Here is a 14,235-nt window from a genome sequence, read left to right as displayed (position 1 = left end):
ACCTGCCAGCGCTGTCATCGCAGCCATTTTGAGGTTTGGTTCACGTTCCCAAAAGGACGTGAAAAACGGGTTTCACTACTTCACAAGAGTGTGGCGAGCAAATGAATAGGTACGCGTTTGTAAATGCACCATCAGCCTCTGAACCGGCTCTCTTGAACAGGACTGACCGCGACTGCGCCTCCATCACCGGAGCCTGACGCCATCGACAGGAGCCCATCGGGCGATGGGCTCCCTGACGATGGTCGAATGGCCTTGCGGGCCTGGAAATGCGTTCATGAAACATTGATGAACCATGACCGGGCCTGACCGGGACCTGCGCTTTAAATGCGGAAAATTGCGAAGAATCGGTCAGGCGATCCTGGCCAGGAAAGCGAGGGCACCCTTTTGATCCAGACCCCGAACACCTGGCAACCAGCCTCAGGATCGTATGCCGTCAATTTGGTGCTGCAGATTTTGGAGACGCGTTAATGGCGCATAACGAAGCAGTCGACGTAGTACTGGTCGGAGCGGGCATCATGAGTGCCACTCTGGCGGTATTGCTCAAGGAGCTCGACCCCGGCCTCAAGCTGGAAGTCGTTGAGCTGATGGATTCCGGTGCTGCGGAAAGTTCCAACCCATGGAACAACGCCGGCACCGGCCACGCTGGTCTGTGCGAGCTGAACTACACGCCACCTGCGGCTGATGGCTCTATCGACATCAAGAAAGCGGTGCACATCAACACCCAGTTCGAAGTCTCGAAACAGTTCTGGGCTTACCTGGCGCGCAAGGGCACCTTCGGTTCAGCCCGTTCATTCATCAATCCGGTCCCACACCTGAGCTTTGTGCAAGGCGAAAACGGCATCTCGTTCCTCAAGACCCGTTTTGAAGCCATGAGCAAGCATCACGCCTTCTCGTCGATGGAATACACCGAAGACAAGGCAAAGCTGGCCGAGTGGATGCCGCTGATGATGCCTGGGCGGCCGGCTGATGAAAGAATTGCCGCAACACGCATGATGAACGGCACTGACGTCAACTTTGGCGCACTGACCAATCAACTGCTTAGCCATCTGTCCAGCGCTCCGGGCACGCAGATCAAGTACCGCAGCAGGGTCACCAACCTTACCCGTAACGGCGCAGGCTGGACCGTGAGCGTCAAGGACGTGAACGGCGGCGGCACACGCGAGATAGATGCCAAATTCGTATTCCTCGGTGCAGGTGGCGCAGCATTGCCGCTGCTGCAACTGTCAGGCATCGAAGAGAGCAAGGGTTTTGGTGGCTTCCCGGTCAGCGGCCAATGGCTGCGTTGCGACAACCCGGAAGTGGTCAAACACCATCAGGCCAAGGTTTACAGCCAGGCAGCCGTGGGTTCGCCGCCCATGTCGGTGCCACACCTGGACACCCGCGTGGTCGATGGCAAGAAGTCCCTGCTGTTCGGACCGTATGCCGGCTTCACCACCAAGTTCCTCAAGCACGGTTCGTTTCTCGACCTGCCACTATCGGTACGCGTCGCCAACATCAAACCGATGCTGGCAGTGGCCCGCGACAACATGGACCTGACCAAGTACCTGGTCAGCGAAGTGATGCAATCGATGGAGCAACGCCTGGAGTCGCTGCGCCGCTTCTATCCGGAAGCGAAAGCCGAAGACTGGCGTCTCGAAATCGCCGGTCAGCGCGTGCAGATCATCAAGAAAGACGCGAAAAAAGGCGGCGTGCTGCAATTCGGCACCGAGCTGGTGTCCGCGAAGGACGGCTCGCTGGCCGCCCTGCTGGGTGCTTCGCCGGGGGCTTCTGTCACCGTGTCGATCATGCTGGAACTGCTGGAGCGCTGCTTCCCGGAGAAAACCCGCACCGAGTGGGCTGCCAAACTCGACGAGATTTTTCCGGCTCGGGAAAAGATCCTCGAAACCGATGCGCAGTTGTATAACCGCGTCCGCGCCCAGAATGACGAGGCGCTGGAGCTGGTCGAGAAAAGCAGTCAGGAGCAGAGTTTCGCCTGAGCTGATTGCGTTGCCATGAAAGCCCTGTGCATCTGAAACGCTGTATAAACAAAAAGCCCCGTGGCTCTACCGAGTCACGGGGCTTTTTGTTGCGAACGTCAGTCAGAGGCTTTTGGACAATACAGCGATGTGCTCCGGACCAATGCCGCAGCAGCCGCCGATGTGCGTGGCACCGCGCGTTACCCAGTCTGCCGCCCACTGCTGATAACCCTGCGGGTCAAGGTCTTCGCGCAGCTCATCCAGACCGTCGTTGGCCTTGGCGTCCTTGGGTTGCGGCGGGAAAGCGTTGGCGTAGGCACCAATGGCAATGTCGACGTTCAGGGCTTTGAACACCTCACGCGCCGCATCGATTGCACCACCAATCACCTCTGGCTGGCTGCAGTTGAACAGCAGCGTCGCAACGCCCATCCCGGCAGCAGCCTTTGCCGCATCGGCAACGGGCTCGCCTGAACGCAAACGCGGCACCTCATCGGTATCTTCATCCTGAAGAGTAAACGACAACCAGAACGGTTTGCCGTCATTGGGCAACCCGGCGCGGATGGTTTGCGCTTCAAGAATGCAGCTTTGCGTCTCGGCCAGCCACAGATCGACGTACGGCGACAAACCGGCAACCAGTGGTTTCAGAACATCGGCGGCCAGTTCCGGCTTGTACAGGTCAGGGCGATAGGAGCCGAACAGCGGCGGAATGGAACCTGCCACCTTTGCACGACCGCCAGAAGCGTCGGCCGACTCACGCGCCAGTCGCCCGGCCAGCGCTGCCAATGCCTGACCTTCGCGGGCAAAGCGCTCTTCGCCAATATGAAACGGCACGACGGCATAGCTGTTACTGGTGATGACCTGAGCGCCGCTTTCGATGTAAGCGGCGTGTACCGCACTGACGGCCTCAGGTGCTTCGCTCAATGCCAGAGCCGACCATTCAGGCTGGCGAAACGGGGCACCGCGGCGCTGCAGTTCACGGCCCATGCCGCCATCAAGAATTACAGTTGTGCCTTGCGTCATATGTGATCTGCTTATATGTATATGAAAAAAACTCATTATGAGTCAGTCTTGTATAACGTATTTAATACGGCCCTTTAATCAAACTACAAACACTTTTTCAGGGGATTTCTGTGAACTATCGCGCTCTGCTGGGCATTGGCCTGGTCACTCTGGCTGCCTCCACTCAAGCCCTGGCCGGTGCCACGCTGGATCGCGTGCAGAAAAACAAAGAGCTGGTCAACGTCCTCATGGAAAGTTACCCGCCCTTCTCTTTCCTGAATGACAAGAACGAACTCGACGGTTTCGACGTGGATGTCGCCAAGGCCGTGGCGCAAAAGCTGGGCGTCAAGTTGCGCCTCGAAACGCCCTCCTGGGATGTCATCGCCGCAGGCCACTGGAGCGGCCGTTACGACATCTGCGTGTGCTCGATGACCCCGAGCAAGGCACGCGCTGAAGTCTTCAACTTCCCGGTCGAGTATTACGCATCGCCTGCGGTGATTGTGGTCAATGCCTCGGATGATCGCATTCATTCGGCCAAGGACCTGAGCGGCAAGAAAGTCGGCCTGACCAGCGCCTCGAGCTACGAAAGCTACCTGAACAAGAATCTGGTCATCGATGGTGCGGAAGACAAGCCACTGCAGTACCCGTTCGACGATGTGCAGATTGCCCCGTACGACAACGACAATGTGGCGTTTCAAGACCTGGGGCTGGGCGCTGGCAAGCGGCTGGACGCCATATTGACCAATCTGGTGACGGCAAAACCGCGTCTGGACCAGGACAAGCGCTTCAAGCTGGCGGGCGAAACGCTGTACGAAGAACCCAACTCCGTGGCCATCGAAAAGGACGACCCGGAATGGGACGCCAAGGTTCGCGAAGTGTTCGCCGAACTCAAGAAAGACGGCACGCTGAGCAAGCTGTCGCAAAAGTGGATCGGTGCTGATATCAGCAAATGACTTCCTTCCAGCCCCAACGCCCACCCGAGCAGGCTGATCAAGGCCTGCTCAAGCGAGTTTTCGGTTTCCGTACGCGGCTGTACCTGACCTGGCTGGTCATGTTTGTGCTGTTCGCCGGCTTCTTTCTGAGTTTCGATCTGAAGCTTGCGATCATCCTCGACAAACTGCCCAACCTGATCGGCCTGCACCTGGCTCCCAACGGCTTTCTTCAGGGCGCTGCACTGACGCTGTTTGTTTCGCTGTGTTCGATTGTGGTTTCAGTGCTGCTGGGTTTTGTCACCGCACTGGCGAGGCTGTCCAGCAGTGCAGTGGCGTTCGGCATCGCCAGCTTTTACGCCTCGTTCTTTCGCGGCACGCCGCTGCTGATCCAGATTCTGCTGATCTATCTCGGCTTGCCGCAACTGGGCATCGTGCCCGGCGCCATCACGGCGGGCGTCATCGCGTTGTCGCTCAACTACGGGGCTTACCTGAGCGAGATTTTTCGCGCGGGAATCATCGGCGTCGCAGCCGGACAGCGAGAAGCCGCACTGGCCCTGGCATTGCGCCCTGCGCAGATATTCTGGCGCGTCACCCTGCCCCAGGCCATGCGCACGATCATTCCGCCGACCACCAACCAGTTCATCTCCATGCTCAAGGATTCGTCACTGATTTCAGTGATGGGCGTCTGGGAGGTGATGTTTCTGGCTCAATCGTATGGCCGCTCCAGCTATCGATACATCGAAATGCTGACCACCGCAGCGGTGCTGTACTGGATCATGTCGATCGGCCTGGAGCTGTTGCAGTCCAGGCTGGAACGGCATTACGGCAAGGCGTATCAGGCGCGCAAATAGGGCTGAAACGTTGGTTGATTAACGGATAATACATATTACTGTGGGAGCGAGCCGGGCGACGCTTCGCTTGCTCGCGAAGAGGCGCGTCATTCACAAAAGATTTATCGTCCGAAATAAAGCCTTCGCGAACAAGTTCGCTCCCACCTGAAAAGCGTTTCAGCCAAATTCAGGTTTCAACTACGGGCTTTCTCGATCAGTTCGATGTATTCATCAGCGTTGCGCTGATCCTTGATCAGGGCAATAAAGTCGTTGCCGTGCTCGTCCTTGCCGTCGAAGTCGTGGCCCGCCTCTCTGAAGAACACCAAAAAGCGTTCAAAATCGTTGATGCGCAGCCCACGGTAGGCCTTGATCAGTTTGTGCAGCGACGGCGAGGTAGCATCATACGGCTCGAAGTCGAGGAACAGTTTGATCTGCTCATCGCCGATCTCATCGCCAATCAACTGCTTCTTATCTTTACGCATTACAGGCTCCAGCAGGTCGCAGACACTTTCACGGGCGGGCAGTTTACCCCTCGGCAAGCACAGCGCTCAACGCGCACGTGCAGAGGTGGTATGCAAATCGGCCCAGATATGCCCGTTGGCGTAACTGAGGAACTGGCAATAAACCTTCTCGTTGCGCAGCAAGTCGACCAGTACGCGGTACTGGGCCAGTGGGTAATAAAGCGTCAGGGTGCTGGTTGGCTCGTCGTAGGTCGGCTTTTTCAGGCTTTTGCTATCGCCACCATCAAAGTGCACAAGCACCTGTGAAATGGACGCGCCCTTGTTCAGCGACTTGCCTTTGAGGCGCAGCGACAGCGGGGAAGTGACCGGAATCGGCTGCTGGCTGGATTGCCGCTGGTTACCGGCAACGATGGTGTATTCGGTGACACGCATCAACTGTTGCTGCTCGGGCGCACCCTCACGCAGGCTCAGGTCATCAGGCGGCAGATATTGCTCGTGCATCGGGCTGGCCGATACCGGCGCAGCAACTGTCAGACCAGACAACAGCACCAACGCCACAGCGCCGGGAATCATTAGCTTCATTGAGGGTTTCCATATAATCGCGAATCGACGACCGCCCCTGTTCGCAGAAGCGGTCGTCAGAATGCCTTACATCCCTTTGACGGCATAGATGCCGGCAGCATTACGCCAGTAGCCTTTGTAGTCCATACCGAAACCGAAGATGTAACGGTCGATGCATGGCAGGCCTACGTAGTCGGCCTTCAGGTCCGGGCGGGCCTTGCGGTCGTGGTCTTTATCGATCAGCACGGCAGTGTGCACAGCGCGGGCACCGGCGTGTTTGCAGAAGTCGATGATGGCGCCCAGGGTGTGACCTTCATCGAGGATGTCGTCGATGATCAGCACGTCACGGTCGATGAACGAGACTTCGGGTTTGGCTTTCCAGAACAGATCGCCGCCAGTGGTTTCGTTGCGATAGCGTGTTGCGTGCAGGTAGGACGCTTCCAGCGGGAAATTCAGATGAGTCAGCAGCTTGCCAGAGAAAATCAGGCCGCCATTCATCACGCAGAACACAACCGGGTTGCGTTCGGCCAGTTCGGCATTGATCTGCGCGCCGACGCGGGCAATGGCAGCATCCACTTCGGCCTCGGTGTACAGGCAGTCGGCTTCGCGCATGATTTGACGGATATGCTCGAGATCAGCGGACATGACGCTCTCCAGGTAAGGCAGTTTGAGAAAAGCGGGCAAAGGTACGCATCCGTTCAAGCCAGAGCAAGTGATTCTGGACTAACGTTGCGAGTGTCTTGCAAAAGCCGCGAACGTCGAAGCTTCGTAACGATACTGCACGTGCTTTAAGACAGTAACAGCTGAATAGATTAACCTAGACCGATTTTTGCCCCGCTGGAGCCTTTCCCCATGCCTATTCGTGAGATCCGTCACCCACTGATCCGCCACAAACTCGGCCTTATGCGCCGTGCCGACATCAGCACCAAGAATTTTCGTGAGCTGGCTCAGGAAGTCGGCGCACTGCTGACCTACGAAGCCACCGCCGACCTGACCCTGGAAAACTACGACATTCAGGGCTGGGCCGGTACGGTTTCAGTCGAGAAAATCGCGGGCAAGAAAATCACTGTCGTGCCGATCCTGCGCGCCGGTATCGGCATGCTCGACGGCGTCCTCAGCCTGATTCCGGGTGCCAAGGTCAGCGCGGTCGGCGTGGCCCGCAACGAAGAAACCCTGCAGGCACACACTTACCTGGAAAAACTGGTCCCGGAAATCGACGAGCGCCTGGCAATGATCATCGACCCGATGCTGGCCACCGGCAGCTCGATGGTCGCCACCATTGACCTGCTGAAGAAGGCTGGCTGCAAGGAAATCCGCGCGATGGTTCTGGTCGCGGCACCTGAAGGCATCGCGGCCGTAGAGAAGGCACACCCGGACGTGATGATCTACACCGCCTCCATCGACGAGCGTCTGAACGAACACGGTTACATCATTCCGGGCCTGGGCGATGCCGGTGACAAGATTTTCGGCACCAAACAGAAGGACGCGTAACCCGATGACGCAGCAGGAGTTCAACGATCCACTGTGGCGCACGATTCTTTCCGGCGCGCAAATGCTGTTCGTGGCCTTTGGCGCACTGGTATTGATGCCGCTGATCACCGGGCTCGATCCAAACGTGGCGCTGTTTACGGCAGGCCTTGGCACATTGCTGTTCCAGATTGTCACCGGGCGTCAGGTGCCGGTGTTTCTGGCCTCGAGCTTTGCGTTCATCACCCCGATCATCCTCGCCAAGGGCCAGTTCGGTCTGGCCGCGACCATGGGTGGCGTGATGGCGGCAGGCTTCGTCTACACCTTTCTCGGTCTGGCGGTGAAGATCAAGGGCACAGGTTTCATCGACCGGCTGCTGCCTCCGGTGGTGATAGGGCCGGTGATTATTTCCATCGGTCTGGCCATGGCCCCGATTGCGGCCAATATGGCGATGGGCAAGACCGGCGACGGCGTAGTGCTGATTCCTTATCAGACCGCCATGCTGATTTCGATGCCCGCGTTGCTCACGACTCTGATCGTGGCGGTGTTCGGCAAAGGCATTTTCCGTCTGGTGCCAATTATCTCAGGTGTGCTGGTGGGCTTTGCGCTGTCGTTCTACTTTGGCGTAGTCGACACTAAAAAGATTGCTGACGCGGCCTGGCTGGCACTGCCGCACTTCACCGCACCGGAATTCAATTGGCAGGCGATTCTGTTCATCGTCCCGGTTGCTCTGGCCCCGGCCATCGAGCACATCGGCGGCGTGATCGCAGTCGGCAGTGTGACCGGACGCGACTACCTGAAAAAGCCGGGCCTGCATCGCACGCTGTTCGGTGATGGCATCGCCACGACAGCGGCAGGCCTGTTTGGCGGCCCGCCCAACACCACTTACGCCGAAGTGACCGGCGCAGTGATGCTGACCAAGAACTACAACCCGCAGATCATGATCTGGGCGTCGTTCTTCGCCATAACACTGGCATTCATCGGCAAGTTCGGTGCGTTGCTGCAGAGTATTCCGGTGCCGGTAATGGGCGGGATTCTGTGCCTGCTGTTCGGTTCGATTGCAGCGGTGGGGATGAACACGCTGATCCGCCACAAGATCGACCTGGCCGAAGCACGCAACCTGGTCATCGTCTCGGTGACGCTGGTATTCGGGATCGGCGGCGTACTGATCGGCACCGGCAACGGTCCGAACGACTTTGGCCTGAAGGGCATCGCCCTGTGCGCCATTACCGCGATCATCCTCAATCTGGTCCTGCCAGGACATGACAGCTGGAAGCGCAACAAGCCGGATGATCAGCTGCTGTAATGGCTGGAGCGTGAGGCACGATAGTTTGACTATCGTGCGACGCTCCGCGTCGGCATGCCGTTCTGGACGCTTCGCGTCCGATTTTGAAGCTGTGGCGCTGCACAGATCTGTGACGCAGAGCGTCACCCAAGGCATTCCCACGCTGGAGCGTGAGGAACGATAGTTCTGCGACTATTGCGTGCGGCGCATCACAGCATCAGCGGTGCGCGCTCGCATAGTCTGTTCAGCTCTTTCGCCCAGTTGGGGTCGTCGTTCAGGCACGGTACCAGCACCAGTTCCTCTCCCCCCGCTTCCTTGAACTGCTCGGCACCACGGTCGCCGATCTCTTCCAGGGTCTCGATGCAGTCAGCCACGAATGCCGGGCACATGACCAGCAGCCTTTTCACGCCCTGCGCAGCCAGTTCATCGAGACGCGCCTCGGTGTAGGGTTCGATCCACTTGGCACGCCCCAGACGTGACTGAAACGACACAGACCATTTGCCGTCAGGAATGCCCATGCGCTTGGCGAACGCCGCCGCCGATTGTATGCACTGGGCGCGGTAGCAGGTGGCAAGCACTTCGGCCGGCGCGGTCATGCAGCAATCGTCCTTGAGGCAGTGTTTGCCGGTCGGGTCGAGCTTGTGCAAATGCCGCTCGGGCAAACCATGGAAACTCAGCAGCAAGTGGTCGTAAGGTTGTTCCAGATGCGGCCGCACGCTTTCCACCAGCGCACTCAGGTATTCGGGCTGATCGTAGAACGGCTGCAAAACCGAGAACTGCATCTTCAACGATTTGGCGCGCACCACGCGCTTGGCCTCTTCGATCACCGTCGTCACGGTACTGTCGGCAAACTGTGGATAGAGCGGCGCCAGGGTGACTTTCTTGAAGCCCTGCTCTGAAAGGCGCGTCAGCATCGTTTCGATAGACGGCTCGCCATAGCGCATCGCCAGCTCGACCGGCCCGTGCGACCACTCTTTTTTCATCGCCTGCTGCAGGCGCTTGCTCAGCACCACCAGCGGCGAACCTTCATCCCACCAGATGGACGCATAGGCATGCGCGGACTGCTCTGGCCGCTTGATCAGAATCAGCGAGACCAGCAGCCTGCGGACGGGCCACGGCAGGTCGATCACATAGGGATCCATCAGGAACTGGTTCAGATAGCTGCGCACGTCTGCCACTTGAGTAGAAGCAGGCGAACCCAGATTGACCAGCAACAAAGCGTGATCGGTCATGCAACATCCTATTTCAAAGCGTTCAGTGGCGACCCAGCAAATCCTGCAGGGCAGTGTCGAGTTCGGTGTACTTAAATGTGAAACCGGCTTCCTGCAAACGCTCCGGCCGGGCACGCTGGCCACCGAGCAGCAGTACCGAAAGCTCACCCAGCAATACTTTCAGGGCCAGCGCAGGCATGGGCATGAATGCCGGTCTATGCAGAATGCCTGCCAATACCTTGGCAAACTGACGATTGCGCACCGGTGATGGCGCACAAACATTATAAGGACCCTTTGCTTCATTCATATTCAACAGAAAATCAATCGCCGCAATTTGATCGTCAATGTGAACCCAGGGCATCCATTGCCTGCCATTACCGATAGGCCCGCCCATGCCGAACTTGAAGGGCGGCAACAAGCGCTGCAGGAACCCGGCGCGGTCCGACAGCACCAGTCCGGTACGGATCAGCACCACACGTACACCCAGCGACTCGGCACGTTGCGCGGTTTCTTCCCATGCGTTGCACAACTGACTGGCAAAATCTTCTTTGGCAGGCAGTGAAGTTTCATCGATTTCACGCTCGCCGCTGTCGCCGTACCAGCCGACCGCAGAACCGGAAATCATCAGCGCAGGCTTTTGCGAGCGGGTACCCAGCCAGGTCAGCAGTTGTTCGGTCAGCCCGATGCGGCTTTCCCACAGCAGCAGGCGACGCTTGCGGGTCCAGGGGCGATCCGCAATAGGCGCGCCCGCCAGATTGACGATTGCATCCACCGGCTGCGCACCCAATTCATCAAGGCTGGCAATGCCACGCACCGACGCGCCGCACAGGTTGGCGACATCGGTGGGTTTTCGGCTCCATACCGTCAGTTCATGGCCCTGAGCAGACCAGAAACGGCAGAGCGCTCGTCCTATCAAACCAGTACCACCGGTCAGCAATATGTGCATGGCAGATAACCTCGCGTGGCGTACGTGACAATTGAGTAGTCTTATTTTTACCAGTGGCGATCTCCGTGACGCTTGTCCGGAAAACGAAACTGTCAGTTGAACCATAGGCCACAGCTTAATAGAGCGCAGCCATGAGGCCCTTGCCTTTATGGCTGCCACGTTCGACCCTGAAAGCAGCAATGTGACTCAACAGGCAAACTCCGAAACCACTGCAAGTTATACCAAAGAAGAAGATTGTACAGGTTTTAACTACGGCGTAGTCTGTACAGACAAGGTAACGAGGCCCCTATGACTGTCCCTATCGCAATCATCGGTACCGGTATCGCCGGACTTTCAGCAGCCCAGGCGCTTACATCCGCCGGGCATCAGGTGCACCTTTTCGACAAAAGCCGCGGCAGCGGCGGTCGAATGTCCAGCAAGCGCAGCGACGCAGGTTCGCTGGACATGGGCGCACAATATTTCACCGCTCGTGACCGACGTTTCGCCACCGCCGTGAAGCAATGGCAGGCCCAAGGCCACGTCGCCGAGTGGACACCCTTGCTCTACAACTTTCACGGCGGCAGGCTCAGCCCATCGCCGGACGAGCAAGTGCGCTGGGTCGGCACGCCTGGCATGAGCGCCATTACCCGGGCGATGCGCGGCGATCTGCCGGTTTCGTTCTCGTGCCGCATCACTGAAGTGTTCCGCGGGGAGCAGCACTGGAACCTGCTGGATGCCGAAGGCGAGAACCATGGCCCTTTCAGTCACGTGATCATCGCCACCCCGGCCCCTCAGGCCACTGCCCTGCTGGCGGCCGCACCGAAGCTGGCAAGTGTGGCGGCAGGCGTCAAGATGGATCCGACCTGGGCAGTTGCCCTGGCCTTCGAAACCCCATTGCAAACTCCCATGCAGGGTTGCTTCGTACAGGACAGCCCAATTGACTGGCTGGCCCGCAACCGCAGCAAACCCGGACGCGACGACACGCTTGATAGCTGGGTCCTGCACGCTACCAGCCAGTGGAGCAGGCAGAACCTGGACGCCTCCAGAGAACAGGTGATCGAACACTTGCACGGCGCGTTTGCGGAATTGATCGACTGCGCCATGCCCGCGCCGGCGTTCAGCCTTGCGCATCGCTGGCTGTATGCACGACCTGCCACCTCTCATGAATGGGGCGCGCTATCGGATGCCGACCTGGGCATTTATGTCTGTGGCGACTGGTGCCTGTCAGGGCGCGTCGAAGGCGCCTGGCTGAGTGGCCAGGAAGCAGCGCGCCGACTGCTGGAACACCTGCAATGAATCAGATCAACCCCCGCAAACTGCTGCTGTCGAAATGGACAGCAGCCACCCCGTTCAACCGGGAAAAACACTTTCTGGTGACAGAGCTGTTCAAGGACGAAGAAGGCACCGTGCTGGAAATCGAGCTGCAGGCCGTGCTGACCCAGCGCAGCGAGCGCCTGCCGTGGCAGGTGCTGCAGCAGGCGGATACGTGGCGGATGGGCTGGAAGTAGCTGGCTTGCCCGGATTCAGATGATTATCGTGCCGATGCTCCGCGCCAGCATGCAGTTCGCGGCGCTCTGCGTCACGGAATGCGTGCGAACGCAGCTTTGGCTCTGGCCATTTCGGAGCAGTCTTCAAAACCCTCTACAAAGAATTTGACTTGTACACCTATCCCCCTATGATGAAGACAAGTTGTACAGCGCTAACTATCTGTACAAGTCTTCTGTAGAGGTGACCGATGCCAATGTCCGCAATCGAAAAACCCAAGCTAGGCATCAGTGCCTGCCTGATGGGTGCCGAGGTTCGCTTCAATGGCGGCCACAAGGAATCTCATCTGTGTACGCAGGCGCTGAGCAAGTATTTCGATTTCGTCCAGGCGTGCCCCGAAGTCGCTATCGGCATGGGTATCCCCCGCGAGCCGATCAGGCTGGTAGGCGACGCAGAAAATCCAAAGGCGCTCGGCACAGTCAATCGTGACCTGGACGTTACCGATGCATTGGCGGATTACGGCATACAGATGGCTGAGGAGCTGGGTGATATCTGTGGTTACATTTTCATGCAGAAATCCCCGTCCTGCGGCCTGGAGCGAGTCAAGGTCTACCGCGAAAACGGTGCCCCGGTAGACGGCGGCGGACGCGGTATCTACGCGCAGGCCTTTTGCGAGCGCCACCCCAACCTTCCGGTCGAGGAAGACGGGCGTCTGAATGATGCCGTGCTGCGGGAAAATTTCGTGACCCGCGTGTTTGCCTATGCCGCCTGGCAACAATTGTTGAAAGACGGCGTCACCCGGCGCGCGCTGACCGAATTTCACTCACGCTACAAATACCAACTGATGGCCAACGACCCGGTGCAATACAAGGCACTGGGCAAAATGCTTGGCAGCATGGGCCGTACCGACCCGAACGAAATCGCGCCGCTGTATTTCAGCCAACTGATGGCTGCCTTGAAAAAGTGCGCCACGCGCAGTACTCACACCAACGTTCTGCAGCACCTGTGTGGTTATTTGAAACAAACCATTACCAGTGAGGACAAGCAGGAAATCCAGCAGGTCATCGCCCAGTATCACCAGGGCATCATCCCCTTGATCGTGCCGCTGACCCTGCTCAAGCATCATTTTCGCCAACATCCGGATCCGTATGTAGCGCTGCAGGTGTACATGCAGCCCCACCCGGAAAACCTCAGCCTGCGCAATGCGATTTGACTCATGAATGAAACAGACACAGAGGTGCCGGGCGACTGGCTGCCTATCCGCGAGGTCGCACGGCAGACAGGCGTCAACGCCGTTACCTTGCGCGCCTGGGAACGCCGTTACGGACTGATCGTCCCGCACCGCACCGCCAAAGGCCACAGGCTTTATTCGGACGAGCATGTGCAGCGCGTCATGAAGATTCTGACCTGGCTCAACCGTGGCGTTTCCGTGAGCCAGGTCAAAGGCCTGATCGATGACAACCGCCAGGACGTCCTGCCGCCGACCAACGACTGGGACGCCTTGCGTCAGACCCTGCTGGTGGCGATCGGCGAACTGGCTGAACGCCGGGTCGATGACGTGTTCAATCAGGCCATGTCGCTGTACCCGCCGCGCACGTTGTGTGAACAGCTGCTGCTGCCGCTGCTGGCCGAACTGGAGCAGCGCTGGCAAGGCAAGTTCGGCGCACAACTGGAGCGCACGTTTTTCTACTCCTGGCTGCGCAGCAAGTTTGGCGCACGGATCTACCACAACAACCGCCAGCTCAATGGCAGCCCGCTGCTGCTGGTCAATCAGTCCGATCTGCCGCTGGAACCACACCTGTGGCTCGCGGCCTGGCTGGTGAGCAGTGCCGACTGCCCGGTCGAGGTGTTCGACTGGCCATTGCCGGTCGGTGAGCTGGCGCTGGCCGCGGAATACCTTAAGCCACGTGGCATATTGCTGTACTCCAGCAAAGCCCTGAATGTGGCCCAACTGCCCCGTTTACTGGCCAATATCACCTGCCCTGTGGTGCTGAGCGGACCAACGGTGCAGATCCATAACGCCGAGCTGCTCGTACAGGCTAGCGAGATAGCTGGACTGACCCTTGCCCACGACGCACTCAGCGCGCAGATCGAGCTGGGCAAGCTCGGACTTATCTAAGGACT

Annotated in this window: 15 protein-coding genes; 9 read left to right on the top strand and 6 right to left on the bottom strand. The window is 58.5% G+C overall.

Features of this window, described 5'->3' with window-relative positions:
- Positions 1-467: 467 nt before the first annotated feature.
- Positions 468-1,976: a malate dehydrogenase (quinone) gene (mqo, locus tag KP808_RS04785; RefSeq protein ID WP_058407978.1), complete on the top strand. Its 1,509-nt coding sequence runs from the start codon at positions 468-470 to the stop codon at positions 1,974-1,976.
- 102 nt (positions 1,977-2,078) lie between these two features.
- Here mqo and KP808_RS04780 read toward each other — a convergent pair whose 3' ends face one another.
- Positions 2,079-2,975, bottom strand: coding sequence for a homocysteine S-methyltransferase family protein (locus KP808_RS04780; protein ID WP_058402417.1), 897 nt, complete (start codon positions 2,973-2,975; stop codon positions 2,079-2,081).
- Positions 2,976-3,085: 110 nt separating this feature from the next.
- Here KP808_RS04780 and KP808_RS04775 point away from each other — a divergent pair, with 110 nt between their 5' ends.
- Together KP808_RS04775 and KP808_RS04770 are read left to right on the top strand one after the other, a co-directional pair.
- The gene (locus KP808_RS04775) at positions 3,086-3,907 is read left to right on the top strand and encodes an ABC transporter substrate-binding protein (protein WP_002552174.1); all 822 of its coding nucleotides are present in this window, start codon (positions 3,086-3,088) and stop codon (positions 3,905-3,907) included.
- Positions 3,904-4,737, top strand: a complete 834-nt coding sequence (locus KP808_RS04770) for an amino acid ABC transporter permease (RefSeq protein ID WP_005746208.1) — start codon at positions 3,904-3,906, stop codon at positions 4,735-4,737. The genes KP808_RS04775 and KP808_RS04770 overlap by 4 nt, the downstream gene beginning before the upstream one ends.
- A 173-nt stretch (positions 4,738-4,910) precedes the next feature.
- Here the strand turns inward: KP808_RS04770 and KP808_RS04765 are convergent, their stop codons facing one another.
- The 3 genes from KP808_RS04765 to KP808_RS04755 form a co-directional block, all read right to left on the bottom strand.
- On the bottom strand, positions 4,911-5,198 hold the full coding sequence (locus KP808_RS04765) for a PA4642 family protein (RefSeq protein ID WP_002552173.1): 288 nt from the start codon (positions 5,196-5,198) through the stop codon (positions 4,911-4,913).
- Positions 5,199-5,264: 66 nt separating this feature from the next.
- Entirely contained in the window at positions 5,265-5,759 is a 495-nt protein-coding gene (locus KP808_RS04760; protein ID WP_230017543.1) for a hypothetical protein, read from the bottom strand.
- A 66-nt stretch (positions 5,760-5,825) separates the two neighbouring features.
- On the bottom strand, positions 5,826-6,383 hold the full coding sequence (locus KP808_RS04755) for a hypoxanthine-guanine phosphoribosyltransferase (protein ID WP_002552171.1): 558 nt from the start codon (positions 6,381-6,383) through the stop codon (positions 5,826-5,828).
- Between the two features lie 207 nt (positions 6,384-6,590).
- On the opposite strand from KP808_RS04755, the gene upp reads away from it, so the two are divergent.
- Both upp and KP808_RS04745 read left to right on the top strand, forming a co-directional pair.
- Positions 6,591-7,229 (top strand): uracil phosphoribosyltransferase, encoded by a 639-nt coding sequence (upp, locus tag KP808_RS04750; RefSeq protein WP_002552170.1) that lies wholly within the window; start codon positions 6,591-6,593, stop codon positions 7,227-7,229.
- Positions 7,230-7,233: 4 nt separating this feature from the next.
- Positions 7,234-8,511: a uracil-xanthine permease family protein gene (locus KP808_RS04745; RefSeq protein ID WP_002552169.1), complete on the top strand. Its 1,278-nt coding sequence runs from the start codon at positions 7,234-7,236 to the stop codon at positions 8,509-8,511.
- Between the two features lie 188 nt (positions 8,512-8,699).
- Here the strand turns inward: KP808_RS04745 and hemH are convergent, their stop codons facing one another.
- Both hemH and KP808_RS04735 read right to left on the bottom strand, forming a co-directional pair.
- Entirely contained in the window at positions 8,700-9,722 is a 1,023-nt protein-coding gene (gene hemH, locus KP808_RS04740) for a ferrochelatase (RefSeq protein ID WP_058407982.1), read from the bottom strand.
- 22 nt (positions 9,723-9,744) lie between these two features.
- Positions 9,745-10,647, bottom strand: a complete 903-nt coding sequence (locus KP808_RS04735; RefSeq protein ID WP_058407983.1) for a TIGR01777 family oxidoreductase — start codon at positions 10,645-10,647, stop codon at positions 9,745-9,747.
- Between the two features lie 288 nt (positions 10,648-10,935).
- Between KP808_RS04735 and KP808_RS04730 the strand changes: the two genes are divergently transcribed.
- From KP808_RS04730 to KP808_RS04715, 4 genes are all read left to right on the top strand, one after another.
- The gene (locus KP808_RS04730) at positions 10,936-11,922 is read left to right on the top strand and encodes an NAD(P)/FAD-dependent oxidoreductase (RefSeq protein ID WP_122281304.1); all 987 of its coding nucleotides are present in this window, start codon (positions 10,936-10,938) and stop codon (positions 11,920-11,922) included.
- Positions 11,919-12,134, top strand: a complete 216-nt coding sequence (locus tag KP808_RS04725) for a TIGR02450 family Trp-rich protein (protein WP_230017542.1) — start codon at positions 11,919-11,921, stop codon at positions 12,132-12,134. Before KP808_RS04730 ends, KP808_RS04725 begins: the two co-directional genes overlap by 4 nt.
- Before the next feature lie 233 nt (positions 12,135-12,367).
- Complete coding sequence (locus tag KP808_RS04720; RefSeq protein WP_230017541.1) at positions 12,368-13,324, top strand: YbgA family protein; 957 nt, start codon at positions 12,368-12,370, stop codon at positions 13,322-13,324.
- A gap of 3 nt (positions 13,325-13,327) precedes the next feature.
- A complete protein-coding gene (locus KP808_RS04715) occupies positions 13,328-14,230 on the top strand; it encodes a MerR family transcriptional regulator (protein WP_230017540.1) in 903 nt (300 codons plus the stop codon).
- Positions 14,231-14,235 lie beyond the last annotated feature (5 nt).

Source organism: Pseudomonas savastanoi (assembly GCF_020917325.1).
Taxonomy (GTDB): domain Bacteria; phylum Pseudomonadota; class Gammaproteobacteria; order Pseudomonadales; family Pseudomonadaceae; genus Aquipseudomonas; species Aquipseudomonas amygdali.
This window is presented reverse-complemented; position numbering and strand designations above follow the sequence as displayed.